Annotated in this window: 19 protein-coding genes; 12 read left to right on the top strand and 7 right to left on the bottom strand. The window is 48.4% G+C overall.

The window, feature by feature from the left end:
* Window positions 1-90: 90 nt before the first annotated feature.
* Window positions 91-3,855 carry an ATP-dependent RNA helicase HrpA gene (gene hrpA, locus LAT77_RS00390; RefSeq protein WP_290562556.1) on the top strand — a complete coding sequence of 1,255 codons (3,765 nt, stop codon included), beginning with the start codon at window positions 91-93 and terminating at the stop codon, window positions 3,853-3,855.
* A 63-nt stretch (window positions 3,856-3,918) separates the two neighbouring features.
* Here the strand turns inward: hrpA and LAT77_RS00385 are convergent, their stop codons facing one another.
* The 6 genes from LAT77_RS00385 to ubiG all read right to left on the bottom strand — a co-directional run bounded on the left by LAT77_RS00385 (window position 3,919) and on the right by ubiG (window position 9,747).
* Complete coding sequence (locus LAT77_RS00385) at window positions 3,919-4,182, bottom strand: GrxA family glutaredoxin (RefSeq protein ID WP_290562555.1); 264 nt, start codon at window positions 4,180-4,182, stop codon at window positions 3,919-3,921.
* A gap of 100 nt (window positions 4,183-4,282) precedes the next feature.
* Window positions 4,283-4,546, bottom strand: a complete 264-nt coding sequence (gene yfaE, locus LAT77_RS00380; protein WP_290562554.1) for a class I ribonucleotide reductase maintenance protein YfaE — start codon at window positions 4,544-4,546, stop codon at window positions 4,283-4,285.
* 5 nt (window positions 4,547-4,551) lie between these two features.
* Window positions 4,552-5,682 carry a class Ia ribonucleoside-diphosphate reductase subunit beta gene (gene nrdB / locus LAT77_RS00375; protein WP_290562553.1) on the bottom strand — a complete coding sequence of 377 codons (1,131 nt, stop codon included), beginning with the start codon at window positions 5,680-5,682 and terminating at the stop codon, window positions 4,552-4,554.
* 8 nt (window positions 5,683-5,690) lie between these two features.
* Window positions 5,691-8,030 carry a class 1a ribonucleoside-diphosphate reductase subunit alpha gene (gene nrdA / locus LAT77_RS00370; RefSeq protein WP_290562552.1) on the bottom strand — a complete coding sequence of 780 codons (2,340 nt, stop codon included), beginning with the start codon at window positions 8,028-8,030 and terminating at the stop codon, window positions 5,691-5,693.
* Window positions 8,031-8,317: 287 nt separating this feature from the next.
* Window positions 8,318-8,983 (bottom strand): HAD family hydrolase, encoded by a 666-nt coding sequence (locus LAT77_RS00365; RefSeq protein WP_290562551.1) that lies wholly within the window; start codon window positions 8,981-8,983, stop codon window positions 8,318-8,320.
* 26 nt (window positions 8,984-9,009) lie between these two features.
* Window positions 9,010-9,747 carry a bifunctional 2-polyprenyl-6-hydroxyphenol methylase/3-demethylubiquinol 3-O-methyltransferase UbiG gene (gene ubiG / locus LAT77_RS00360; RefSeq protein WP_290562550.1) on the bottom strand — a complete coding sequence of 246 codons (738 nt, stop codon included), beginning with the start codon at window positions 9,745-9,747 and terminating at the stop codon, window positions 9,010-9,012.
* A gap of 248 nt (window positions 9,748-9,995) precedes the next feature.
* Between ubiG and gyrA the strand changes: the two genes are divergently transcribed.
* From gyrA to LAT77_RS00305, 11 genes are all read left to right on the top strand, one after another.
* Window positions 9,996-12,620, top strand: coding sequence for a DNA gyrase subunit A (gyrA, locus tag LAT77_RS00355; RefSeq protein ID WP_290562549.1), 2,625 nt, complete (start codon window positions 9,996-9,998; stop codon window positions 12,618-12,620).
* Window positions 12,610-13,692, top strand: a complete 1,083-nt coding sequence (gene serC / locus LAT77_RS00350; protein WP_290562548.1) for a 3-phosphoserine/phosphohydroxythreonine transaminase — start codon at window positions 12,610-12,612, stop codon at window positions 13,690-13,692. Before gyrA ends, serC begins: the two co-directional genes overlap by 11 nt.
* A gap of 80 nt (window positions 13,693-13,772) precedes the next feature.
* Window positions 13,773-14,873, top strand: a complete 1,101-nt coding sequence (gene hisC / locus LAT77_RS00345) for a histidinol-phosphate transaminase (RefSeq protein WP_290562547.1) — start codon at window positions 13,773-13,775, stop codon at window positions 14,871-14,873.
* Between the two features lie 11 nt (window positions 14,874-14,884).
* The gene (aroA, locus tag LAT77_RS00340) at window positions 14,885-16,195 is read left to right on the top strand and encodes a 3-phosphoshikimate 1-carboxyvinyltransferase (protein WP_290562828.1); all 1,311 of its coding nucleotides are present in this window, start codon (window positions 14,885-14,887) and stop codon (window positions 16,193-16,195) included.
* 176 nt (window positions 16,196-16,371) lie between these two features.
* The gene (cmk, locus tag LAT77_RS00335) at window positions 16,372-17,097 is read left to right on the top strand and encodes a (d)CMP kinase (RefSeq protein WP_290562546.1); all 726 of its coding nucleotides are present in this window, start codon (window positions 16,372-16,374) and stop codon (window positions 17,095-17,097) included.
* A 143-nt stretch (window positions 17,098-17,240) separates the two neighbouring features.
* Complete coding sequence (gene rpsA, locus LAT77_RS00330; protein ID WP_290562545.1) at window positions 17,241-18,914, top strand: 30S ribosomal protein S1; 1,674 nt, start codon at window positions 17,241-17,243, stop codon at window positions 18,912-18,914.
* A gap of 11 nt (window positions 18,915-18,925) precedes the next feature.
* Entirely contained in the window at window positions 18,926-19,249 is a 324-nt protein-coding gene (gene ihfB / locus LAT77_RS00325) for an integration host factor subunit beta (RefSeq protein WP_290562827.1), read from the top strand.
* A gap of 83 nt (window positions 19,250-19,332) precedes the next feature.
* Window positions 19,333-19,608, top strand: coding sequence for a LapA family protein (locus tag LAT77_RS00320; RefSeq protein ID WP_290562544.1), 276 nt, complete (start codon window positions 19,333-19,335; stop codon window positions 19,606-19,608).
* Between the two features lie 9 nt (window positions 19,609-19,617).
* Entirely contained in the window at window positions 19,618-20,775 is a 1,158-nt protein-coding gene (lapB, locus tag LAT77_RS00315) for a lipopolysaccharide assembly protein LapB (RefSeq protein ID WP_290562543.1), read from the top strand.
* On the top strand, window positions 20,776-21,480 hold the full coding sequence (gene pyrF, locus LAT77_RS00310; RefSeq protein WP_290562542.1) for an orotidine-5'-phosphate decarboxylase: 705 nt from the start codon (window positions 20,776-20,778) through the stop codon (window positions 21,478-21,480). It begins immediately after the preceding gene.
* A 71-nt stretch (window positions 21,481-21,551) separates the two neighbouring features.
* Window positions 21,552-21,968, top strand: coding sequence for a helix-hairpin-helix domain-containing protein (locus LAT77_RS00305; RefSeq protein WP_290562541.1), 417 nt, complete (start codon window positions 21,552-21,554; stop codon window positions 21,966-21,968).
* A 78-nt stretch (window positions 21,969-22,046) separates the two neighbouring features.
* Here LAT77_RS00305 and rne read toward each other — a convergent pair whose 3' ends face one another.
* Complete coding sequence (rne, locus tag LAT77_RS00300; RefSeq protein WP_290562540.1) at window positions 22,047-25,097, bottom strand: ribonuclease E; 3,051 nt, start codon at window positions 25,095-25,097, stop codon at window positions 22,047-22,049.
* Window positions 25,098-25,462 lie beyond the last annotated feature (365 nt).

Here is a 25,462-nt window from a genome sequence, read left to right as displayed (position 1 = left end):
CGTTAAAAATCCATCTACATAGGCCGCCCGTTTTGTTAAACTTGGCGGCCTTTATTTTTGGCCAAAATCGCACTGGCTAATGATAACCTAATGAATCTGGAAAGCATGGACACGTCACTCACACGAAATTTTAATTACCCGGACCAACTGCCGGTCGTCGCTGAGCGCGAACGCATTCAACAAGCGATTCGTGAGCATCAAGTGATCGTGTTAGCCGGCGAAACGGGTTCTGGGAAAACCACACAGCTGCCGAAAATGCTTCTTGAAATGGGATTTGGCGAACTCGGCTGTATTGGACACACCCAACCACGGCGAATTGCGGCTCGTTCAGTCGCGCAGCGGATCGCGGATGAACTCGGAGAAGCGATTGGCACAACCGTTGGTTTTAAGATTCGGTTCCAAGAAACGTCATCGCAACAAACCGCTATCAAGCTCATGACCGATGGTATTTTGTTGGCTGAATTGCAACGTGATCGACTGTTAAAACAATATTCAGCAATTATTATCGATGAGGCTCATGAACGTTCCTTAAATATCGACTTTTTGCTTGGTGTGTTGCGGCAACTCATCGATAAACGTCCCGACTTAAAGGTTATTATTACCTCGGCGACTATTGAAACCGACCGTTTTTCACAACATTTTAAGAATGCGCCGGTGATTGAAGTATCCGGCCGAACTTATCCGGTTGAGATTCGCTATCAGCCGCTTTTGCGTGAAACTGAAGACGGCGAAATCGATCTTGACCTCATTCAAGGTATCTGTGACAGCGCGGAGTCGCTTGTCCGCGAAGGGCCGGGGGATATTCTCGTGTTTCTCAGTGGCGAGCGAGAAATTCGCGATAGTGCCGATGCATTGGCGGATACATTTCGTAACAGTCGCGAGTCGATTGAAATTTTACCCTTGTATGCCCGACTTTCCGCCGCCGAACAAAATCGTGTGTTTCAACCGCAGGGGCGGCGGCGAATTGTCTTAGCGACCAATGTCGCTGAAACTTCGTTGACGGTGCCGGGTATTCGCTATGTAATCGATCCTGGAACCGCGCGGATTTCACGTTATAGTTATCGTACCAAAGTACAACGCTTGCCGATTGAGCCGATTTCGCAAGCGAGCGCAAATCAGCGAGCAGGTCGTTGTGGCCGAATCGGGCCAGGTATCTGTGTGCGTCTTTACAGTGAAGATGACTTTCTAAATCGTCCTGAATTCACTGATCCAGAAATTTTGCGTACCAACCTAGCGTCTGTTGTGTTGCAAATGGCGACCTTGAAACTCGGTGATATACGCAAGTTTCCCTTCCTACAGCGCCCAGACGACCGTTTTATTAATGACGGCATTCGCCTCCTCGAAGAGCTCGGTGCCATGGTACCGCAAGGGCGGCGGAAGCCTCCGAAGTTAACTGCTATCGGAAGAGCGTTAGGGCGTTTACCTGTTGACCCCCGATTAGGACGCATGCTGTTAGCCGCAGCAGATCAACATGCTTTGCGCGAAACTCTGATTATTACCGCCGCGTTGAGCATCCAAGATCCGCGTGAACGTCCGCATGATAAGCAGCAAAAAGCAGACGAATTGCATCGGCGTTTTCATGATGAACAATCGGATTTCAGCAGTTATCTTAAGCTTTGGGATTATTTACAAGCAGAGCAGAAGAGCCTCAGCGGTAATCAATTTCGCCGCCTCTGTAAACAGGAATTGATTCATTACTTGCGCGTTCGCGAGTGGCAGGATCTGTATGCGCAACTGCGTCAGGTCGTGCGCGAACTGGGCTTGCGTATCAACAGCGAGCCGGCAACCTACCAGCAAATTCATCAGTCATTATTGACCGGTTTGTTGTCGCAGATTGGCCAGAAGGATGAGAAGCACCAGTATTTAGGGGCTCGTCAAAGTCGCTTCTTTATTTTCCCTGGCTCAGGATTATTTAAACACGCACCGAAATGGATAATGGCCGCGGAACTGGTGGAAACCAGTCGTCTTTATGCTCGCTATGCGGCGAAAATTGAACCGGAGTGGATTGAGCCGGTCGCCGAGCATTTAGTTCGGCGCAATTATCATGAGCCACGTTTTTCGAAAAAGCGCGGTGCCGTGGTCGCGACCGAGCAAGTGTCTTTATACGGTCTGCTCATTGTCCCTAAACGGACCGTGCAGTATGGGCCGATTGACCCCATAGTCGCTCGTGAAGTTTTTATACGTGAAGCCTTAGTCACCGGAGAACTGCGCAAGCCGTTAGCATTTATCCGGGCAAACTTAGCCTTAGTCACCAGTGTCCGAGAACTGGAAGAAAAATCTCGTCGACGCGATATCTTGATTGATGAAGAAGCCTTATTTCAGGCATACGACGAGCAGCTACCAGCGGATATTTATGACGAACGACGGTTAGCTGCATGGTATCAGGATGCGCGTAAGCAACAGCCCAACATCCTCCAGTTTAGCCGTGATCAGCTCATGCAACACGAGGCTGAGCACGTGACCGCGGCTGATTACCCTGATGAGTGGGTGCAAGGCCGTTTGCGGTTACCGCTGACCTATGTATTTGAACCGAGTGATATTGACGATGGCGTTTCTGTTGATATTCCTTTGCCTGTACTCAATCAAGTCAGTGCGCAAGGGTTTGATTGGCAGGTTCCGGCATTTCGAGAAGCGTTGGTCATCGCTTTGATTAAGTCACTGCCAAAAGCATGGCGACGAAACTTCGTGCCGGCGCCGAACTATGCGAAAGCATTTTTGCAAGCTGTAGCCGGTAATCCGGGGGTGGGCGAGGATCCGTTGTTACCCGTTTTAACCCATCAGCTCAAGCGCATGACCGGTGTTGAAATTCCTGCCGATGCGTGGGACTGGCAGCAGATTGATCGGCATTTGCGGATAAACTTCCGAGTGATGGATGGCGACAATAAGGTGCTTGCTCGTGGTCGCGACTTAAAGCAATTGCAGCAGGAACTGCAACCGACGTTGAATGCGACACTCAAAGCCACGGCCGGTGATGACATTGAACAGACGGGATTAACCGACTGGACTTTTGGTCAAGCACCCAAGCCAGTTGAAAAGACGCAGGGTCGGTTTGCGATTAAGGCCTTCCCAGCACTTAAAGATGAAGGTAAAACCGTTGCGATTCGGGTGTTTGATCGTGCCGATGAAGCCGAACGTTCGCACCGACAAGGTTTACGCAAACTCGTGATGCTGCAAATTCCTTCGCCGGTGGCGTACTTGCGTGAGAAGTTGCCGAACAAAGCTAAATTGGCGATGTACTTTAATCCTTGGGGCAAGGTCGAAGCATTGATTGAAGATTGTATGCTCGCTGCGATCGATCATTTAATCGGCGCACAGCTACCAAGTAATGAATCTGAATTCAAAGTATTGACGCAATCGATTCGTGCTGAGCTGAATGATGAGACGTTGCGGATTGCTTCACATGTCGAACGTTGTTTACTGCTTAGCCATCAGATCCAAAAGGCGACCAAAGGCAAGATTCCATTGCCACTGGTGCAGTCTTATGGCGACGTTAAAGCACATCTGCAGCGCTTGGTCTACCCGGGATTTGTTAGTGATTTTGGGGTTGCGCGATTAGCGGATGCGGAACGCTACTTAAAAGCGCTTGCTCAGCGGGTGGAGAAGCTGCCAGTCGATCCAAATAAAGATCGTGTTCGCCTATTGTTATTTGAGCGATTGGAACAACGGTGGCAGTCGCTTTACGGGCTGGTCGCAAAAGGTACGGCTGTGCCACAGGAACTCACAGACTTTCGCTGGTACTTGGAAGAGTTTCGGGTGTCGACGTTTGCGCAGCAACTGGGTACGGCATTCCCGGTGTCAGAGCAGCGCTTAAAGCAACGGCTTGACGAACTCGAGGTATTGTTGAAACAGCTTTAATGATGGGCACAAACGAAGAAGCCCCTGAGGTGGGGCTTCATGCGATCTTGAACTTATCTGGACTTAGGCGTAGAGACCTAGGTGCTCTTTCGCGTAAGCTTCAAACTCCGTGCACCCGCCCACGTGCGTCTCATCGACAAAAATCTGTGGCACGGTAAGAACGGGCTTACCAATTGTTTTCTCGAGGTCAGCCTTAGTGATTCCTTCCGCTTGAATGTCAACATAGCGATATTCAAAATCGTCTCGTTGGGTGCTTAACTGCTTCGCGATTTGAACGGCACGCACACAAAAAGGACATGCTGGACGACCAAAAATAACGGTTAACATAGTGCTCTCCTGAACTGGGTATAAAATTGTTGGAGATTATGCCAGAAGTCAGCGGGCCTTCAAAGATTGATTAAACGAACAGCCCGATAGGAAGAATCGATTAATCGTGTTCGATCACCATATCGCTGACTGGGCGACAGACGCATGGAAGAATATCTCCTTGACGCACGTAGGCGAGGGGCTCCGTATCGTAGACCACTGAACCGGAGATTAAGCGGGTTCGGCAAGCTCCGCAGAAACCGTTACGGCAATGAAAGCGGGCTTCAATGCCGACCGCCTCAATCACTTCAAGCAAAGAGGCCGGGGCATCAGCCGCGACCTCTGTTGTGATGGTCTGATTAATACGAATGTGGTAACGGTTCATATCAATTAGAGATCGAAGTCTCCGAAGTCATCGACACTGACGGAACTATCGATTTGACCCACCAAGTAAGAGCTAATCTCAGCTTCCTGTGGTGCGACTTGCACGTTATCCGACACGAGGTACTTGTTCATCCACGGTAGCGGATTACTTTTTTGCGGGTACTCAGCGTCAAAACCAATCGCTTGCATGCGTAAATTAGCGATGTACTCGACGTACTGACACAGAATTTGTTCATTCAAACCGATCATCGAGCCGTGCTGGAACAGGTAACCTGCCCATTTTTTCTCCTGCTCGACCGCTGAGCGGAAAATGTTCAATGCCTCTTCACGACATTCTTCTGCTATTTCCTGCATTTCTGGGTCGTCTTCCCCATACTGCCACAGATTGATAATGTGTTGGGTTGAGGTCAGGTGCAGGTTTTCGTCACGGGCGATCAGGCGAATGATTTTTGCATTACCTTCCATAAGCTCGCGTTCCGCGAACGCAAATGAACAAGCGAAGCTGACGTAAAAACGAATGGCTTCAAGAGCGTTCACTGAATTCATGCACAAAAAAAGCTTCTTCTTTAATTCGCGCACTGTCACTGTGTAGGTTTCACCGTCAATGGTGACCGAACCTTCACCGTGGGTTTGCCACAATTGCGTGTGAAAAATAAGGTCGTCGTAATACTTAGAGATATCCGTCGCACGCTTCTGTATTTCAACATTGTTGACGATGTCATCGAAGACATGACTCGGATCCGTAAACAAGTTGCGCAAAATATGCGTGTACGAGCGGGAATGAATCGTTTCCGAAAAGGACCAAGTTTCAATCCAAGTTTCTAATTCAGGCAACGACACAATCGGTAAAAAAGCAATATTCGGGCTGCGTCCCTGCACTGAGTCGAGCAGCGTTTGATATTTTAAATTGGAAATAAAAACATGCTTCTCGCTGTCACTGACTTTTTGGAAATCAACGCGATCGCGGCTGACGTCAACCTCTTCTGGGCGCCAGAAGAAACTCAACTGTTTTTCGATTAGTTTTTCGAAAATTGAGTGACGTTGTTGATCGTAACGCGCCACATTGACCGAGTTACCGAAGAACATAGGTTCGGTTAACGGGTTCACACTTTCTTGACTAAACGTTGAATATCGCATGGTTATCCTCAGATTTTACAAGCGCCGCCGGCGCAATCATCATCTTCTTCAATGACTGCTGTAACCGCTTGGTTTGCTTCTCGTTCAGCTAATTTCTTACGCATTTCTACAGACATTTCCGCTTGGCTGTCGGACGCGCCGTCACGGGTGTTGTGGTAATACAGCGTCTTAACACCGAGTTTGTAGGCTAACAACAGATCTTGTAGCAATTGCTTCATCGGCACTCGGCCACTTTCAAAGCGCGTTGGGTCATAATTGGTATTGGCCGAAATCGTTTGGTCGACAAATTTCTGCATAATGCCAACCAATTCTAAATAACCTTTGTTACTAGGAATTGACCAAAGCAGTTCATATTGATCACGTAAGCGCTCAAACTCAGGCACGACTTGCTTCATGACACCGTCTTTCGATGACTTCACGCTGACATGGCCGCGCGGTGGTTCAATGCCATTGGTTGCGTTGGAAATCTGTGACGAGGTTTCAGAAGGCATCAAGGCTGATAAGGTTGAATTGCGTAAGCCATACTGTTTGACCGACTCACGTAAGCCATCCCAGTCATAGTGTAGTGGCTCAGCACAAACCGCATCGAGTTCCTTTTTATAGGTATCAATGGGCATAATTCCTTGCGCATAGGTGGTCTCGTTGAATTTCGGACACGCACCTTTTTCTTTCGCCAGCTGGTTCGATGCTTTCATTAAATAGTATTGCATGGCTTCAAAGGTGCGATGCACGAGCCCATTGGCACTGCCATCGGAATAACGAACGCCATTCTTTGCCAAGTAATAGGCGAAGTTAATCACACCAATACCCAAGGTACGGCGCGCCAACGACGCGTTTTTCGCCGCTGGGACAGGGTAATCTTGATAATCCAGCAAGCTATCGAGTGCGCGCACGGCTAAGTCAGCCCATTCTTCAAAATCATCAAGTGACTCGAGTGAACCAAGGTTAAAGGCTGACAGCGTACAGAGCGCAATTTCACCTTCTTCGTCATTAATGTGCTGCAAAGGTTTAGTCGGCAGGGCGATTTCAAGGCACAGGTTACTCTGCCGGATCGGTGCTACTTTCGGGTCGAATGGGCTATGCGTATTGGTGTGGTCAACGTTCTGAACGTAGATCCGACCTGTACTTGCGCGTTCTTGCATGAACAAGCTAAACAGTTCAATGGCTTTGATGCGCTTTTTCCGAATTGACTCGTCTGCTTCGTATTGCTCATACAAACGCTCAAACTCGTCTTGGTCAGCAAAGAAGGCGTCATAGAGTCCTGGTACATCAGACGGGCTGAATAGGGTGATGTATTGGTCTTTAACCAAACGCTGGTACATGGTGCGGTTAAATTGAATACCGTAGTCCAAGTGACGGACGCGGTTTTCTTCAACACCACGGTTGTTCTTCAATACGAGCAGTGATTCAACTTCTAAATGCCAAATCGGATAAAACAGGGTTGCTGCACCACCGCGGACGCCACCCTGTGAACAGCTTTTCACGGCGGTTTGGAAATATTTGAAAAACGGGATACAACCGGTATGGAATGCTTCGCCGTTGCGAATCGGGCTGCCCAATGCGCGAATGCGGCCAGCGTTGATGCCAATACCGGCGCGCTGTGACACGTACTTGACGATCGCACTTGCGGTGGCATTAATCGAATCGAGGCTATCGCCACATTCAATCAACACACACGAACTAAACTGGCGGGTAGGGGTACGTACACCTGACATGATGGGTGTCGGTAAGGAAATTTTGAACATCGACGTTGCGTCATAGAAACGACGGACATAGTCCAAGCGCGTGTCCTTTGGATAATTTGCAAATAGACACGCAGCTACTAATAGGTAGAGGAATTGAGCACTCTCGTAAACATCGCCAGTCACACGGTTTTGGACTAAATACTTGCCCTCAAGCTGTTTCACTGCAGCATACGAAAAGTTTAAGTCACGGCCATGATCGAGGAAGCCATTCATGGTTTCGAATTCAGCTTCACTGTAATCGGCGAGTAGATGTTCGTCATACCGCTTCATCTCAACCATACGCGTTACATGTGCATACAAATGCGGCGGCTCGAACTGACCGTAAGCCTTTTTGCGTAAGTGGAAGATGGCCAAGCGTGCTGCGAGGTATTGGTAGTCTGGTGCATCTTCGCTAATTAAATCGGCTGCAGAACGAATCATGGTCTCATGGATGTCCGCAGTTTTGATGCCGTCATAAAACTGGATTCGTGCTTTCAGTTCAACTTCAGAGACAGACACATTCGAGAGGCCTTCAGCGGCCCAACTCACAACACGATGAATCTTATCTAAATCAAGTGGTTCGCGATTTCCATCGCGTTTAGTGACAAAAATTGACTGGCTCATGGTTCCCTCGCGTGATTGTTCTTATCACTATATATTGTGTTCAATATTCATTGATGGGGGATTTTTACACAATATATAGTGTTGCGTGATTGACCGATATGCTAGTCACCAACGGCCAATTGATCAAGCACGAAATTTCGCTTCGAGCGGTTTTTTCGGCTTGATTTTTTCTGTCTTCAAGCCTGACGTGCGTTTGCGCGAGGTTCGTTGTTAAAGAATTTTTTGTACTTAGAAAAATTGTTGTGTCTTTGTTTTGTAATATATAACAAAAGATATACTTCGAGGTGTCATTGTGGTGCAATAACTTGCAAAATATCCAACGGCGTCGCGATGCTGTGATCAGCGAACCAGGTTGCAGTCTGATCATGCTCGGCAAGATAACCATATTCAGCGAGTACGGTCGTCATTCCCGCATTCCGCCCAGCAACAATGTCACGTTCGGCATCACCAACATAAAGACAGTGCTGGTAAGCAACCTGCAATAGGTCGGCCGCGTGACGAATGGGTGCTGGGTTTGGCTTATTCACGCTTAACGTATCGCCACAAACAATACTTGGCAGTTGCGCGAGTTCTGGAAAGTAACGCAGCACCAGCTGGGTATAATGTGTCGGCTTATTGGTGACAATGCCAGCCGCGATTTTGCGTTGTGCTAGCGTCTGCAAAAGTTCGGAAACGCCCTGAAATAGGCAGGTTTCTTGACAAATATTCGCTTCATACGCGGCTAGAAATTGCTTGCGTAAACGGTTCTTTTCAGCGTCAGAAGCATGGCTAAAGTCTTGACCGAAGCCCAGTGTTAAAAGTCCGGTCGAACCATGAGACGCATAAGGGCGCATTTTCTCGTCAGCGAGGGGCTGACGCCCATTCGCTTGTAATACAACATTGAGCGCGGCACCTAAATCGGGAGCTGTATCCAATAAGGTTCCATCAAGGTCGAATAAAACAGCAGCAACCATGGATGATCAATTCCTTGCGTTAGGTTCTAAGGACACACCGGCTTTTCGCAGGCGACGAGGTAATTCACATCGAGATTACGGTCGCTGATGTAGAATTGGTTCAACAGTGGGTTAAAGTGAATGCCGGTTGCTGCAAGCGGTATTAGCCCTGACTGCTCAGCCATGCCGATAAGTTCTGAGGGGCGAATAAATTTGTCCGCATCATGAGTGCCTTGTGGCACCCAACGTAAAACGTATTCAGCGACAAAAACACCCAACAGCTTAGCTTTTAATGTTCTGTTCAACGTTGCAAAAACAACACGGCCGCCAGGTTTTACCAGTTGCGCACAGGCAGCAATAACTGCAGCGGGGTCCGGCACATGCTCGAGCATTTCTAGGCAGGTGACAATGTCATATTGCTCAGGATTTTCGGCAGCAAATGCTTCCGCCGTAATTTGCTGGTAATCGATGGTTAATCCGGACTCCAGCGCATGCAGGCGAGCAACATTCAGTGCGTCAGGGCTCATATCAATACCAGTCACCTCGGCACCCGCTTTGGCCATTGCTTCCGTCAGTATGCCGCCGCCGCAGCCGACGTCCAAAATTTTTCGGCCAGCAAAGCCTTGACCATGTTGGTCAATAAACTGCACCCGCAACGGATTAATTTGATGTAATGGTCGAAAATCGCCCTCAGGATCCCACCAGCGCGACGCCATCGCGTTAAATTTTTCAATTTCGGCGGCATCTACGTTTGCATAAGTTTGCGATTTTGCCTTGTCGTGCATGTCTGTGGTCCCAACTGAGCGTTGCTGAAAAAAATGCAACAGTGATAAGAGTAGCGTTTGATGCGCCGAGTTTACCGAAACCTGTTTGATGAGGCTAGTGTTTCACTTCAGTAACGAAAAATGGTGTAAATAGGGCGGCGCGAATAGTCGTCAACGGCAGAACCCTGTGGTATGCTGCTCGGTTAGAAAACAGAGACGATTTACTCAAAAATTATAACGATACCAAGAGTACTAGTTAGGGAAAAAATATGAGCGATCTTGCCAAAGAAATCATGCCCATCAATATCGAAGATGAGCTGAAGAATTCCTACCTTGATTATGCCATGAGTGTCATCATCGGCCGAGCGTTACCAGATGTCCGTGACGGCTTGAAGCCGGTTCACCGTCGCGTGTTATTCGCCATGAATGTCCTTGGCAATGACTTTAATAAGCCCTACAAGAAGTCTGCACGGGTCGTCGGTGACGTCATCGGTAAGTATCACCCTCACGGTGACTCTGCGGTGTACGACACGATTGTTCGGATGGCGCAGCCATTTTCACTGCGTTACATGTTGGCCGATGGTCAAGGTAACTTTGGTTCGGTCGACGGTGACTCTGCCGCAGCAATGCGTTATACCGAAGTGCGGATGTCGAAAATTGCCCATCAATTGCTGGCCGATCTGGATAAAGAGACGGTCGACTTTGTTCCTAACTACGACGGTACTGAATTTATTCCTGAAGTCTTGCCGACCCGTGTACCGAATCTCTTAGCCAATGGCTCTTCGGGTATCGCCGTTGGTATGGCAACTAATATTCCGCCACACAACTTAACCGAAGTGATTAATGGCTGTTTAGCCATGATCGATAAGCCGGATATTCAGCTTGAAGAGTTGATGGAATACATTCCGGGACCGGATTTCCCAACGGCAGCAATCCTTTCTGGTCGTCAGGGCATTATTGACGCCTATCGGACGGGGCGCGGTAAGATCTACATTCGTGCCCGAGCTGACGTGATCACCGATGAGAACAATGGTCGTGACACCATTATCGTGCACGAGATCCCTTATCAGGTAAACAAAGCCAAGCTGATTGAGAAAATCGCTGAGTTGGTCAAAGAGAAACGGATCGAAGGGATTAGTGCATTACGTGATGAGTCGGATAAAGACGGCATGCGCATCGTTATCGAGTTGAAGCGCGGTGAGTCTGGCGAAGTCATGCTGAATCACTTATACCAAAACACCCAGTTGCAGGTTGCGTTTGGTTTTAACATGGTTGCGCTTGATAAAGGTCAGCCGAAACTCTTTACCCTGCGGGAAATGCTCGAGTGTTTCATTACGCACCGTCGCGAAGTTGTTACCCGTCGTACTGTTTATGAACTGCGGAAAGCACGTGAACGCGCTCACATTCTTGAAGGTTTGGCGGTTGCGCTGGCGAATATTAACGAGATCATTGAGTTAATTAAGGCCTCACCGTCGCCAGCAGAAGCAAAAGCACAATTGATCGAGAAAGCCTGGCTGCTCGGCGACGTTGCGGTCATGCTGGAGCGAGCCGGTGTTGATGCGGCGCGTCCAGACTGGGTCGAAGATGGTTTTGGCGTGCTTGATGGTAATTACCGTCTCACCGAAAACCAAGCGCAAGCGATTCTGGACCTGCGATTGCATAAACTGACAGGCCTCGAGCACGAGAAGATTCTTAACGAATACAAAGGATTGTTGGAAGCGATTGAAGAGTTGCTGCATATCTTGAACAGCACTGAACGCCTAATGGAAGTGATTCGTGAAGAACTTGAGCAAGTCAAAGCGGAGTTCGGCGATGAACGTCGAACTGAAATTACCGCTGCAAGTCATGACATCAACATGGAAGACCTCATCGAGCAAGAAGATGTGGTTGTTACGTTATCGCACCAAGGTTACGTGAAATACCAGTCGTTGACTGAGTATGAAGCGCAGAAACGTGGCGGCAAAGGAAAAGCCGCAACCAAGATGAAAGATGAAGATTTCATTGAGCGCTTGTTGATTGCAAACACCCACGACATGATTTTGTGCTTCTCGAGTCGTGGTCGTGTGTATTGGATGAAGACGTATCAGCTGCCATACGCAAGTCGCGCTGCACGTGGTAAGCCTATCGTTAATTTACTACCGCTCGAAGAAAATGAGCGGATTACTGCGATTTTGCCAATTTCAAACTTCGAAGACGACAAATTCGTCGTTATGGCAACCCGCAAGGGCACAATTAAGAAAACGCCATTGGTTGAGTACTCACGTCCACGTTCAAGCGGTATTATCGCGCTGAATCTGAACGATGGTGATGAGCTCATCGGCGTCGATATCACGCATGGAAATAGCGAAATTCTGTTGTTCTCTGATGCGGGTAAAGTCGTTCGCTTTACTGAAACGCAAGTTCGCTCCATGGGCCGCACCGCAACTGGTGTGCGCGGTATGAAGATTGCCGAGAACCAGAAAATTGTGTCGTTAATTGTTCCGCGCGGTGGCGACAGTGACATCCTTACCGTAACCGAAAATGGTTTCGGTAAGCGTACACCGATTGCCGAATATCCAGCGAAGAGCCGAGCGACCATGGGCGTCGTATCGATCAAAGTGTCAGAACGGAATGGCGCGGTGATTGGTGCAGCGGAAGTGGTTCCAGGTGAACACCTGATGTTGATTAGTAATCGTGGCACACTGGTCCGCACTCGCGTTGATGAAGTCTCACAAGTAGGTCGAAATACCCAAGGCGTCACTTTGATCCGTACCGCGGAACAAGAGTTTGTCGTAGGTATGGCGCGCATCGCTGAGCTTGAAGATGAGGAAGTGCTTGACGGTGAGATGGTTGAAGGTGGTAGCGAAGACAGTGATGTCGAGCCTACGGCTGGAGAATCAGGTGATGAAGTATAACTTTTCAGCGGGGCCGGCGATGCTGCCGGCTCCGGTTTTAGCGAAAGCACAGCAAGAGTTAATCAATTGGCGTGGACTCGGTATTTCGGTGATGGAAATCAGCCATCGCGATCCGGTTTATGTACAAATGACCGAAGAAGCAGAGCAAGATCTCCGCGACTTGATGGCCATTCCGGATAACTACACCGTGTTATTCATGCACGGCGGTGGGCGTGGACAATTTTCAGCCGTTCCACAAAATATCGCCAGTGCCGATGCCACCGTTGATTACCTGGACTCAGGAATCTGGTCACAGTTTGCCATTCGCGAAGCGCAAAAATACGTTGAACAGGTGAATGTGGTCGCTCGCGTTACCGAAACAGCGGCTGGCAAAGCTATTCCTGATTTTTCAGACTGGCAACTGAGTCCTAATGCTGCGTATTTGCATTATTGCCCAAACGAAACCGTTGACGGCATTGCATTACGCCAGATTCCGCAAGTTTCGGTGCCGATTGTTGCCGATATGTCTTCGGTAATTTTGGCTGAACCTCTCGATGTCAGCAAGTTCGGCATTATCTATGCCGGTGCGCAGAAAAATATCGGACCTTCAGGTTTTGCCGTCGTGATTATCCGTAACGATTTGCTTGAAAAGACTCAGCAAGAGCGGGTCTGTACCGTCATGAATTACAAGGTACAAGCCGCAGACAAATCCATGTATAACACCCCCAATACGTTTGCTTGGTATCTCGCCGGTGAAGTCTTTAAATGGATTAAAGCCGAGGGTGGGGTCGAGGCAATGGCGGACTTAAACCATCGTAAAGCCTCGCTGCTGTATGAATGCGTGGATAATTCTAACTTCTATCGTAATACCGTTGCGGTCGCATATCGTTCAATCATGAATGTACCTTTTCAGCTGCGTGATGATGCATTAGACGCTGAGTTTTTACGCCAAGCACAAGCCGAGGGATTAATGTCCCTAAAAGGCCACCGCTTTGTCGGTGGCATGCGCGCAAGCATGTACAACGCCATGCCCTACGAGGGCGCACAAGCCTTGGTCGATTTCATGACCCGTTTTGCTAAACAATACAGCTAATAATACGTCTCGCTAGCGCGGGCTAATGGATTGATTGGTTCGCGCTGAAACGAGCATTACGACTATACATTGAGGAATTTATGCAAGATTTTGACGCAACAAGTCTAGCTTTACCAGGAATTCGCCAGTTACAACCTTATCAAGCTGGTAAGCCGATTGAAGAAGTTGAACGGGAACTTGGGATTCAGAATATTGTGAAGTTAGCGTCGAATGAGAATCCACTAGGTGTCAGTGCATTAGTTCGTGAAGCATTGACGAACAAAATTTCAAGTTTGGCACGTTATCCAGATGCGAACGGCTTTTATTTAAAACAAGCGCTTGCCGATAAGTTTGCCATTCAGATGAATCAAATTACGTTGGGTAACGGCTCGAATGATGTTCTCGAATTGCTTGCTCGTACCTATGTCACCAGCGAACATGAAGTCATCTTTGCCCAACACGCTTTTGTCGTCTATCCATTAGTAACCAAAGCGATTGGCGCAACACCAGTTGCTGTCCCAGCAAAAGACTATGGTCATGATCTAGACGCCATGTTGGCCGCCATTACTGCAAAAACACGAATGATTTTTGTTGCCAATCCGAATAATCCGACTGGTACATTCCTGACTAAAGACGAGTTAGAAGCTTTTATTGCCAAAGTGCCAGCACACGTCTTGGTGGTGCTTGATGAAGCTTATTACGAATACGTGCCAGAGCGAGATCGCGCACCTTCGTTCGCGTGGATCGAACAGTATCCAAATTTGGTTGTGACGCGAACGTTCTCGAAAGCCTACGGACTAGCAGGCTTACGTGCAGGTTATGCGGTATCACATCCGAATGTTGCCGACTTGATGAACCGTATTCGACAGCCATTCAATATGAATGAGCTCGCCTTAACAGCAGCACTTGCAGCCTTGCAAGATGATGAGTTTATCCAGCGTTCAGTGCAAATGAACGCCGAAGGGATGGCACAAATCACCACCTTCTGTGATGCACATGGGCTTAACTATATTCCCTCTCATGGTAATTTTGTCACCATTGAAGTCGGTGCAAACGCGGGTGAGATCTATCAACAGTTAATGCAACAAGGCGTCATCGTGCGTCCAATCGCTGGCTATGAGCTGCCTAACCACTTGCGTGTGAGCATTGGCTTGCCCGAAGAAAACGCAAAATTCTGCGCAGCCATGGAAACCTTGCTTTGACAGAGACATTCCTGAAGCTTGATTTTCGTCCGCAATGCTCTGGCGAAATCTATTTGCCAGGTTCGAAAAGCATCGCTAACCGCGCTTTGTTGCTGGCTGCTCTAGCCGACGGTACGACGATCTTGGAGAATATGCTCGACAGCGACGATACGCGTTATATGCGCTCAGCGTTGCGAGACTTAGGCATTACTATTAATGAAGTCGCCAATGTAGCTAGTGAGCAAACCGCCGACACGCTCGTTATTGGCAATAATGGCTTGTTTACTAGCCAATCGAGTCCGCTTGCACTGTTTCTCGGTAATGCCGGTACAGCGATGCGGCCGTTGACTGCCGCCTTAGCGGCGAGTGCAGGGGAGTTTTCGTTAAGCGGTGAGCCACGCATGCATGAGCGGCCGATCGGACCGCTGGTCGACGCATTAAACGCGTTGGGCGCTGACATTCGTTATGCAGGTGAACAAGGTTTCCCGCCTTTGAATATCAAGGGCAGGTCACTAAGAGGCGGTAAAGTCACGATTGATGGCAGCATGTCGAGTCAATTTATCAGTGCATTACTGATGGTTTTGCCTTTATTGCCGGAAAATTCAGAAGTAGAACTCTCCGGTACGATTGTGTCCGCACCTTACATTGAATTAACCATTGCGATGATGCGCCAATTTGGCGCTGAAGTTGAATGGTGCAGTCCGCGCTGTATCCAAATCGTTGGTAACCGAGGGTATAAGAGTCCTGGACGCTATTGGATCGAAGGCGATGCTTCCTCTGCATCCTATTTCCTCGCTGCTGCGGCGATTGCCGGTGGCACAATACGAGTGCATGGTGTCGGCAAAGAAAGCCTCCAAGGTGACAAAGCGTTTGCCAAGGTGTTAGCGGCAATGGGCGCTGAGGTTGACTATCAACCGCGTTCCATTGCGGTCACGCGGGGTCAGAAACCATTGCAGGGCGGCGATTTTGATCTCAATGCGATTCCTGACGCCGCGATGACGATAGCGACGACGGCATTGTTTGCAGAAGGAACTACGGCTATTCGTAATATTTATAATTGGCGACTGAAAGAGAGTGACCGATTACATGCGATGGCGACCGAACTTAGAAAAGTTGGTGCCGAAGTTGAAGAATATGACGATGCTATCGTAATCAAACCGCCGGCGGACATTCGTCATGCAGAAATTGCTACTTACGATGATCACCGTATGGCCATGTGCTTCTCACTACTCGCATTCTCACCAGCAGGAGTCACGATTCTTGAACCTGATTGCTGTCGAAAGACGTATCCCCATTTCTTCACTGACTTTGCATCGGTTTGTCATCCAGTAGCACTAAGGTAGGAGCGACAGCGATTTGCTGTCGCTTTAACCGAATAAGGGTGCAATTTTCTGAAAAATCCGTATAATTTCGGCGCCTTGGATCGCTTCTGCTCAGTGTTACTTTTAGTCAGTACGCTGATTCAAGGTCAGTATTTATTAATTGGCTGCAGCATTTGCTTGTAGTTTATGAGGTCGACATGTCCGATTTAGAACCAACGAATCCAGTCGTTAAGTCAACTGTGGCACCAGTTATCACAATTGATGGGCCAAGTGGATCAGGTAAAGGAACGGTAAGCCGTTTGCTGTCTGAGAAGTTAGGTTGGCATTTGCTGGATAGTGGGGCAATTTATCGCGTTTTAGCGATCGCTGCGATGCATCATGACTTTAGTCCGGAAGACGAAGAGAGTTTGGTGGCTTTGGCAACCGATCTTGATGTGGAGTTTGTTGCCAGCGAAGACACAGGTATGACACACGTCATTCTGGAAGGTGAAGACATCACCATGACGATTCGCACAGAAGAAATTGGTATGCGTGCATCAAAGATAGCTGCATTACCGAGTGTGCGAGAAGCGTTATTGCGCCGTCAACGGGGCTTTCGGGACTTGCCCGGCCTAGTCGCCGATGGGCGCGATATGGGAACCGTGGTGTTCCCTGACGCGGAAGCCAAAATATTTTTAACCGCAAGCCCAGAAGAGCGGGCCCAGCGCCGATTCCTACAATTGCAGGAAAAGGGCTTTGATGCTAATATAAACAGCTTGATCGAAGAGATCAAAGCGCGTGACGAACAAGATACGAATCGCTCTGTTGCGCCATTGAAGCCAGCGGAGCATGCGCTCATTCTAGATTCAACAGAAATGAGCATTGATGAGGTATTGCAAGCAATAATGCGATTTGCCCATAGTAAGCTTTCGGGCCAGCAATAATTTGCGGCTCAAGTAAGTATTGAAACGAAGTGCAAAGGCACTTTAATTCAAGGGTCGGAGCGACGGAATGTACCGACAAATTTAAACAACCCCGCCGAGAGGGAGTTCCGGTGGATGTCCATTAAGCGAAGTTAATTAAACTTATGACTGAAAATTTTGCCCAGCTGTTTGAGGAAAGCCTCAAAGAAGTCGAAACCCGTCCTGGTTCTATCATCAAAGGCACAGTCGTTGCTATCGAGAAAGACCTAGTTCTGGTTGACGCCGGCCTGAAATCTGAAAGTGCCATCCCTGCAGAGCAGTTCTTTAACTCTGAAGGTAAGTTGGACATCGTTGTCGGTGATACTGTTGAAGTAGCACTTGACGCGGTAGAAGACGGTTTCGGTGAAACCATCCTGTCTCGTGAAAAAGCGAAACGCTTTGAAGCGTGGTTGCAGCTTGAGTCTGCACACGAAAAAGAAGAAACAGTGATCGGTGTGATCAGCGGTAAAGTAAAAGGCGGCTTCACAGTCGACCTGAACGGTGTCCGTGCATTCTTACCAGGTTCTTTGGTAGACGTGCGTCCAATCCGTGATACTGCCCACCTTGAGAACCGTGACCTAGAGTTCAAAGTGATCAAGCTGGACCAGAAACGCAACAACGTTGTTGTTTCTCGCCGTGCAGTTATCGAGAAAGAAAACAGTGCAGAGCGTGATGAACTGCTTGAGAACCTACAAGAAGGCCAAGAAGTTAAGGGTATCGTTAAGAACCTGACTGATTACGGCGCATTCGTAGACTTAGGCGGTGTAGACGGTCTGTTACACATCACAGATATGGCTTGGAAGCGTGTGAAGCACCCAAGTGAAATCGTGAATGTTGGTGACGAAATCAACTGTAAAGTATTGAAGTTCGATCGCGACCGTACCCGTGTATCTTTAGGCCTCAAGCAGTTAGGCGAAGATCCATGGAGCGATATCGCTAATCGTTATCCAGAGAGCTCAACTCTATCTGGCCGCGTAACCAACCTGACTGACTACGGTTGTTTCGTTGAGTTAGAAGAAGGCGTTGAAGGTTTGGTTCACGTTTCTGAAATGGATTGGACAAACAAGAACGTTCATCCATCGAAGATCGTTAACTTAGACGACGTCGTTGAAGTTATGGTTCTTGAGATTGACGAAGAGCGTCGCCGTATTTCTCTGGGTATCAAGCAATGTAAACCGAACCCATGGGAAGAGTTCGCGAAGAACCACCAGAAAGGTGACAAGGTTAGCGGTAAGATCAAGTCAATCACTGACTTTGGTATATTCATCGGTCTTGATGGCAACATCGACGGTCTTGTTCACTTGTCTGACATTTCTTGGAACGCTACTGGCGAAGAAGCCGTACGTGACTTCAAGAAAGGTGAAGAAGTTGAAGCTGTTGTTCTGCAGGTTGACGCAGAACGCGAGCGTATCTCTCTGGGTATCAAGCAAATTTCTGAAGATCCAGTGAATAACTTCCTTGCAGCTCACAAGAAGGGTGCTATTGTTAAAGGTAGTATCACTGAAGTTGACGCGAAAGGCGCAACGGTGAGCTTGGCAGACGGTGTTGAAGGTTACATTCGTGCATCTGACATCTCTCGTGAGCGTATCGAAGACGCTTCGACTGTGTTGAAAGCCGGTGAAGAAGTTGAAGCTCGTTACATGGGCATCGACCGCAAAAACCGCGTAATCAGCTTGTCAATCAAAGCGAAAGACGAAGCCGAAGAGAAAGCGGCACTCGAAAGCGTTAACAGTGCTGACGACAACGCGTTCAACAACGCAATGGCAGAAGCATTTAAAGCAGCAAAGACTGACGATTAATTCAATGTCATCTGGCTGTTCGCTATCAGCATAAGGAATCTGTAATGACCAAGTCTGAACTGATTGAAAAACTGATAAATAGGCAGCCAGAGCTGCAACCGAAAGATGTTGAACGTGGTGTGCGAGAAATTCTCGAAGTCATGGTTCATTCATTAGCCGCAGGCGACCGCATTGAAATTCGCGGGTTCGGTAGTTTTTCATTACACTACCGCAAGCCCCGAGTTGGTCGTAACCCGAAAACCGGCGAGCAGGTTGATTTAGGTGGCAAATATGTCCCACACTTTAAACCTGGAAAGGCATTACGGGAAAGGGTAAACGAAGCGGCGCAAGGTTAACGTTTTGCAGAAGCCGAACTTTTAAAAAAGGCATGCTATAATGGCATGCCTTTTTGTTTTTCTGCGTTCAGCAAGGGAAAATTATGTTGCGTCTTATACTTACGCTGATTCCAGTTGCGGTTGTCTTCTTGCTAGCTTTCTTACTTGGCCGGCATAATGACACCCAAGTCATGGTTGACTGGCTGTTTGTTACTCAGCAAACCTCGTTAGCCGTGGTTTTAGCACTGACACTCAGTGTTGGCTTTGTCTTAGGTCTGCTAACCTTGATTGTCGGCTATCTTCGCTTGAAGTGGCAAAATCAACGTTTACGCAAGGCGCTGGTCAAAGCGTCGACTCGCGTACCACAAAAGGACGTCTAGTTAGCATCTATGCTTGAACTCCTGTTTCTTTTACTACCAATTGCTGCTGCTTATGGCTGGTTCATGGGTCGCAACAGTGTTCGTGTTGAACAACGAAAGGAACAAGAAGAGTTTTCGAAAAACTATGTGACAGGCATTAACCTCTTGCTGTCTGAACAAAGCGATAAAGCAGTCGATTTATTTATCGATATGTTAGATATAGACAGTGAAACGATTGAAACCCATTGGACGTTGGGGAAACTCTTTCGTCGTCGCGGCGAAGTCGATCGAGCCATTCGGATTCATCAAAATTTAATTTCTCGTCCTGCATTGTCAGAAGAAGAACGACATCACGCGATGTTCGAGCTCGGTCAAGATTATCTATCGGCCGGACTTTATGATCGCGCCGAAACTATGTTTGCTGAATTGCAGGCGCATTCAACCTACCAAGAGCAAAGCTTACGCAGTCTTCTTTCCTTGTATGAGGCAACCCATGAATGGGACAAAGCTATTAAAATAGCGCTGAAGTTGCGTCGATGGGATAAGCGGATCGAGCCGACAATTGCTCAATTTTACTGTGAGCTTGCGGATCTGCAAGAGAGCTCCGAACAAGCGATAAAGTTTTATGAAAAAGCCATTAAGCACGATGACGATTGTGTTCGCGCTCGTCTTGCGCTGGCTCGCTGGTGGCTTGGTCATCAAAAAAGCAAGCGGGCTATCGAATTACTCCTGCCAATCTTGAGTACACAACCCGATTTTATTCCTGAAGCTTTGCCGTTATTACAACAAGCATTTAAAGACGGCAATAATGAAGATGGGTTTACCGCCGTGCTTCATGATGTAGTTCTTGAGCACCCATGTGCTACGGCGGTTGTTATGTTGGCGAACATTATCGCGCAGCGTAACGGCGTTGAGGCCGCAGAACAGTTTATGCTTGCGGCTTTACAAAAGAATCCAACGATGAAAGCGTTTTATCAACTCATTCGCTTTCACGTCGCCTCAGCAGATTCAGGTCGAGCGAAAGATAGCTTGAGTCTCTTGAGCAATATGGTCAATGAACAATTAAAGCAACGGTCACGCTATCGTTGTCGCCATTGTGGTTTCTCGGGTCAGACCTTGTATTGGCATTGCCCGAGCTGTAAAACCTGGGGAACCATTAAACCTACCCGTGGACTTGATGGAGAATAGATGAATAAACGAATAGTGGTTGCTTTAGATTACGCCAAACCAACAGAAGCATTGCGTTTTGTCGACAGTCTTGATCCAGAAAAGTGTCGAGTAAAAGTTGGTAAAGAGCTGTTCACCGCTGGTGGCCCCGACCTTATAGCCGCATTACACGCACGCAATTTCGATGTATTTCTTGATCTAAAGTTTCACGATATTCCAAATACAGTCGCGAAGGCAGTCACAGCTGCTGCGGAACTTGGGGTGTGGATGGTCAATGTTCATGCAAGTGGCGGTGAAGCAATGCTAAGGGCAGCGAAGCAAGCACTTGAACCCTTTCACGACAAGGCGCCTTTATTGATTGCTGTGACGGTACTGACCAGTATGAGTGAAAACGACCTACACGCGGTCGGGGTAACGCGCAGCCTTGAGGAGCAGGTACTTGCCTTAGCCAAATTAACGAAAGCTTGTCAGCTCGATGGTGTTGTTTGCTCGGCGCAAGAAGCCGCCATGTTGAAATCCGAGCTCGGCGAAGAGTTTGTTTTAGTCACACCGGGAATTCGCCCAACCGGTAGTGAGCGACATGATCAATCTCGGGTTATGACACCCGTCCAAGCAGTCAACGCTGGTGTGGATTACTTGGTGATGGGGCGGCCTATCCGCGAAAGTAAAGATCCGGTGGCAACGCTTTCAGCGATTGCTGACGAAATCAGCATGGCCAAGCACTAGAAAACTCCCTCGCTCTGCTGAATACTAAAGTCACTGTCAGGAAGGCAGTGACTTTATCAGAGGGAATGATTATGAAAACATCTCGTTTAACATCGAATACCAATCGCTTATCAGTACTCAAATTAGTTCAACAAACGCGTAGTCGCTTCTTACAATGCTTAATACCAACACTTTTGGTTACGACCATGGGTGCGTCCACAGCTGTTAACGCTGGGGATGTCGGTGTTGCTGCAGTTAGCGTAGCGAATGTAAATACTCAGGTGCTGGCTGAAGCCAATGGCCAGAATAAAGTCGAAAAGGTTAATCTGAACACCGCAACAGCTGAAGAATTAGCGGCGGGGTTGCGCGGCGTTGGCAAAGCTCGAGCAGAAGCGATTGTCGCTTTACGTGAGGAGCTAGGTGGCTTTACTGACATTGAGCAGCTCTTGCAGGTTCGCGGGCTGGGCATGAAGGTCATTAACGATAATCGGGACAAACTTTCCTTGTAATTACGGCTGTAGTTTCGACCATAAAAAAAACAGCCAGGCGGTTGCCTGGCTGTTTGCTATTCATGGTTGCTTAGCCGCTTACTCTGACGGTTGGCAACGTGCTGCATTAGCCTGAACACGGTTCTGGGCATTACTGAGCCCAGAGTAACGGCCTGAATGAGAAACCTGTAGGCGTGTGCTAGCATCGGCAATTGCCAAACTTTCACCACTCGTGCTGGCGACCGCCGAGGCCTTGGTCATCGGCGACGAAGCACGCAACTGGGCAGTCGTTTTGGCTGCTGATTTCGCTTTCACCTTTGGCTTTTCAGTCACTTCAGACGCAGTTGTTGGGGTCGTTTCAGCGACTGGCTCTTGCGCAGGAGCATCTGACTCATCGGCAGCAACAGCAGGAGCACTTGCTGGCTCGGCTTTAGCGGTTTGCTCTGGTTCTTCAACAGTTTTCTCTTCCGGTTTAACCGAAGTTACTTCTGCTGTTTTCTTTTCAGATTCGCTCTCGGTCGACGTTTCCGTAGGTTTGTCAGCTTCGACGACAGCTTCCGCCGCTGGAGTAGCAGTTTCTGTGCTCTCAACAACAGAATCAGCTGCATCATTTGCGGTTGATTCTGTGGCTTTTTCAGCAGGTTCATCGGCGCTTTCGTTGACCGCTGAAGGTTGCTTCTCAGTACTTGAAGTCTCTGCAACGTCTTCGAAAACTGTGTCTTTAGTTTCTACAGCGATCGCTTCAGATTCAGACGACTCGTCAGTCGTAGCCTCATTGTCGGCGCTTTGCTCTTTAGCTTTTGCCGGTTTACGGCGAGTACGACGACGGGTTGGTTTCTTCTGCTCAGTGGCATTCGTTTCCGTGTTCTCGTCGACTGCTTGCTCGGCTGCCGCATCTGCAACTGCAGGTACTTGCTCATCACTACTATGATTCGCGTTTGCCGGTTTGCTTTCCGCTTTAGGCTCAGCAGCGCTTACATTTACACTGGCGTTAACCGTTTCTGCTTCTGCATTCGCTTTCTGTGCGTTTTCTTTTGCTTGTTCAGCATTCATGCGCACAGAACGGTCAAGCTGACGACGCTGGCGACGCTCGCGAGGCGGTTGCAACTCAGATTTCTGCTCTGCTTGCGGTTGCTCGGTTTGCTCAGTGTCAGTCGTTTGCTCTTTATTCGCTGTTGGCTTACGACGGCGGTTGCGGCGACGGCCATCTTGAGGCTTGTCTGACTTAGAGGCCGGCTTGTTACTGGCGTCTTGAGTCGTTGTCGTTTCGACGGTGGCTTTGTTGCCATCGCTTTTCTCGGATTTATCGTGACCTTTACCTTGGTTACGATTGCGTCCTTGGTTATTGCGACGACGGTTGTTATTCCGTCCACGGTTATCATTTTGACGCGGCGAACGTTGCTGTGGAGCCTTTTGCTCGGACTCCTTCGCCTCAGCAGCATCTTCAGTTGCGAAAATTGATTTAAACCACGCCGCTAAACGCGAGAGTACGCCGGGTTCTGCGTTCGTTTGTGCCTTTTCCTGCGGTACTGGAGCATTCGCTGCAGGTGGTGGTGCAACCGGTGCAACTAAGGTTTTCAATGCCGGTTCATCCGCTACTTTTTCGCGTGGAGCGGCGAACTCGATTTCTTTGATCTCAGACGCTTGTAATAACTTATAGCTCTGTACATCAGTGACTTCGTCGCTACGGATGCGTGCAACGTCGAAATGAGGTGTTTCTAAATACTGATTGGGAATAACCAACAGCTGTACTTTATTACGCTCTTCGATAACGCGTAAGGCTGAGCGTTTCTCATTCAATAAATATGTGGCGACGGTGACCGGCACTTGAGCATTAACTTGCGCCGTATTGTCTTTCAGCGCTTCTTCTTCAATTAGACGCAGAACGGACAGAGCAAGAGATTCATCACCACGGATCGTACCTTGTCCGTCGCAGCGCGGACACACTTGATTTGACGATTCACCAAGCGATGGACGTAAGCGCTGGCGACTCATTTCCAATAAACCAAAACGCGAAATGCGAGCTGTTTGAACGCGTGCTCGATCGTGTTTTAGAGCATCACGTAAACGGTTTTCAACTTCGCGTTGATGCTTTGGTGGTGTCATATCGATAAAGTCGATCACAATTAAACCGCCAACATCGCGCAGACGCAATTGGCGAGCTATTTCATCGGCGGCTTCTAAATTGGTTTGCAGCGCGGTCTCTTCAATGTCGCCGCCTTTGGTTGCTTTCGCCGAGTTAATATCGATCGAGGTGAGAGCTTCAGTCGGGTCGATAACAATCGATCCGCCTGAAGGCAGTCTAACTTCACGCTGGAACGCTGACTCGATTTGGCTTTCAATTTGATAATGACTAAATAGCGGCACTTCACCTTGATAACGCTTGACTCGTTGTACGAAGTCAGGACGAACGATTTTAATATGTTCGCGTGCTTGTTCAAAAATGGTTTCGTTATCAATCAGAATCTCGCCAATATCGCGGCGTAAGTAATCGCGAATGGCACGGAAAATGACGTTTGACTCTTGATGAACTAAGAACGGAGCAGGGCGTGTAGACGATGCCTGCTCAATCGCTTGCCAATGATGCAACAGAACGTTTAGATCCCAAGCCAGCTCTTCTGCTGACTTACCAACACCCGCGGTACGTACAATCAGGCCCATGCCGTCAGGTACTTCAAGCGTCGATAATGCATCCTTTAACTGGGTTCGTTCGTCGCCTTCAATTCGGCGTGAGATGCCGCCAGCGCGAGGGTTATTGGGCATTAATACCAAGTAACTACCCGCTAATGAGATAAAGGTGGTTAATGCTGCGCCTTTCTGTCCACGTTCTTCTTTATCGATTTGGACAATGACTTCACGGCCTTCAGAAATAACGTCTTTAATGTTCGGACGTCCTTTGAAGCTATAGCCATCAGGGAAGTAAGTGCGGGCAATTTCTTTAAGAGGCAGGAAACCGTGACGATCAGCGCCGTAATCGACGAAGGCGGCTTCTAAACTAGGTTCTACACGGGTAATTTTACCCTTATAGATGTTTGATTTCTTCTGTTCGTGACCAGGACTTTCGATATCTAAATCGTAGAGGCGTTGACCATCGACCAACGCGACACGCAGTTCTTCTTGCTGCGTGGCATTAATTAACATTCTTTTCATATTGTGTGACTCATACTTTTTATGGGTACGAAATCACAACACTGTACCGTCAGAGACGGTTCTGTTCCGTTGCTAAAGGACTTGCCGGCACCGTATATAGTTTGCTGGTGCGCGCTTTTTGGGCAAGAGGTCTCTATGCTATTTGTATGACTTCTGTTTATCTTTAACGCGGCCAGAATCTGAACCGCGAGGTTACCCGTATCTTTACCATTCGGGGCATCTATCACTGCTGCGATGGTTACGTCTTACCCCAGGTTGCTGGGGGGATTGCGCTCTTTCTGAACGTCAACCGCATAACCGAAAAATGTCGCAACGTGATAATAAGCTACGTGTAACAATAAATTTCTTAACTGCCGAAACAGGCG

It is taken from the genome of Aliidiomarina sp., assembly GCF_022565475.1.
Lineage (GTDB): Bacteria > Pseudomonadota > Gammaproteobacteria > Enterobacterales > Alteromonadaceae > Aliidiomarina.
The sequence above is the reverse complement of the archived record's forward strand: the minus strand, read 5'-3'. Positions and strand labels throughout refer to the sequence as shown.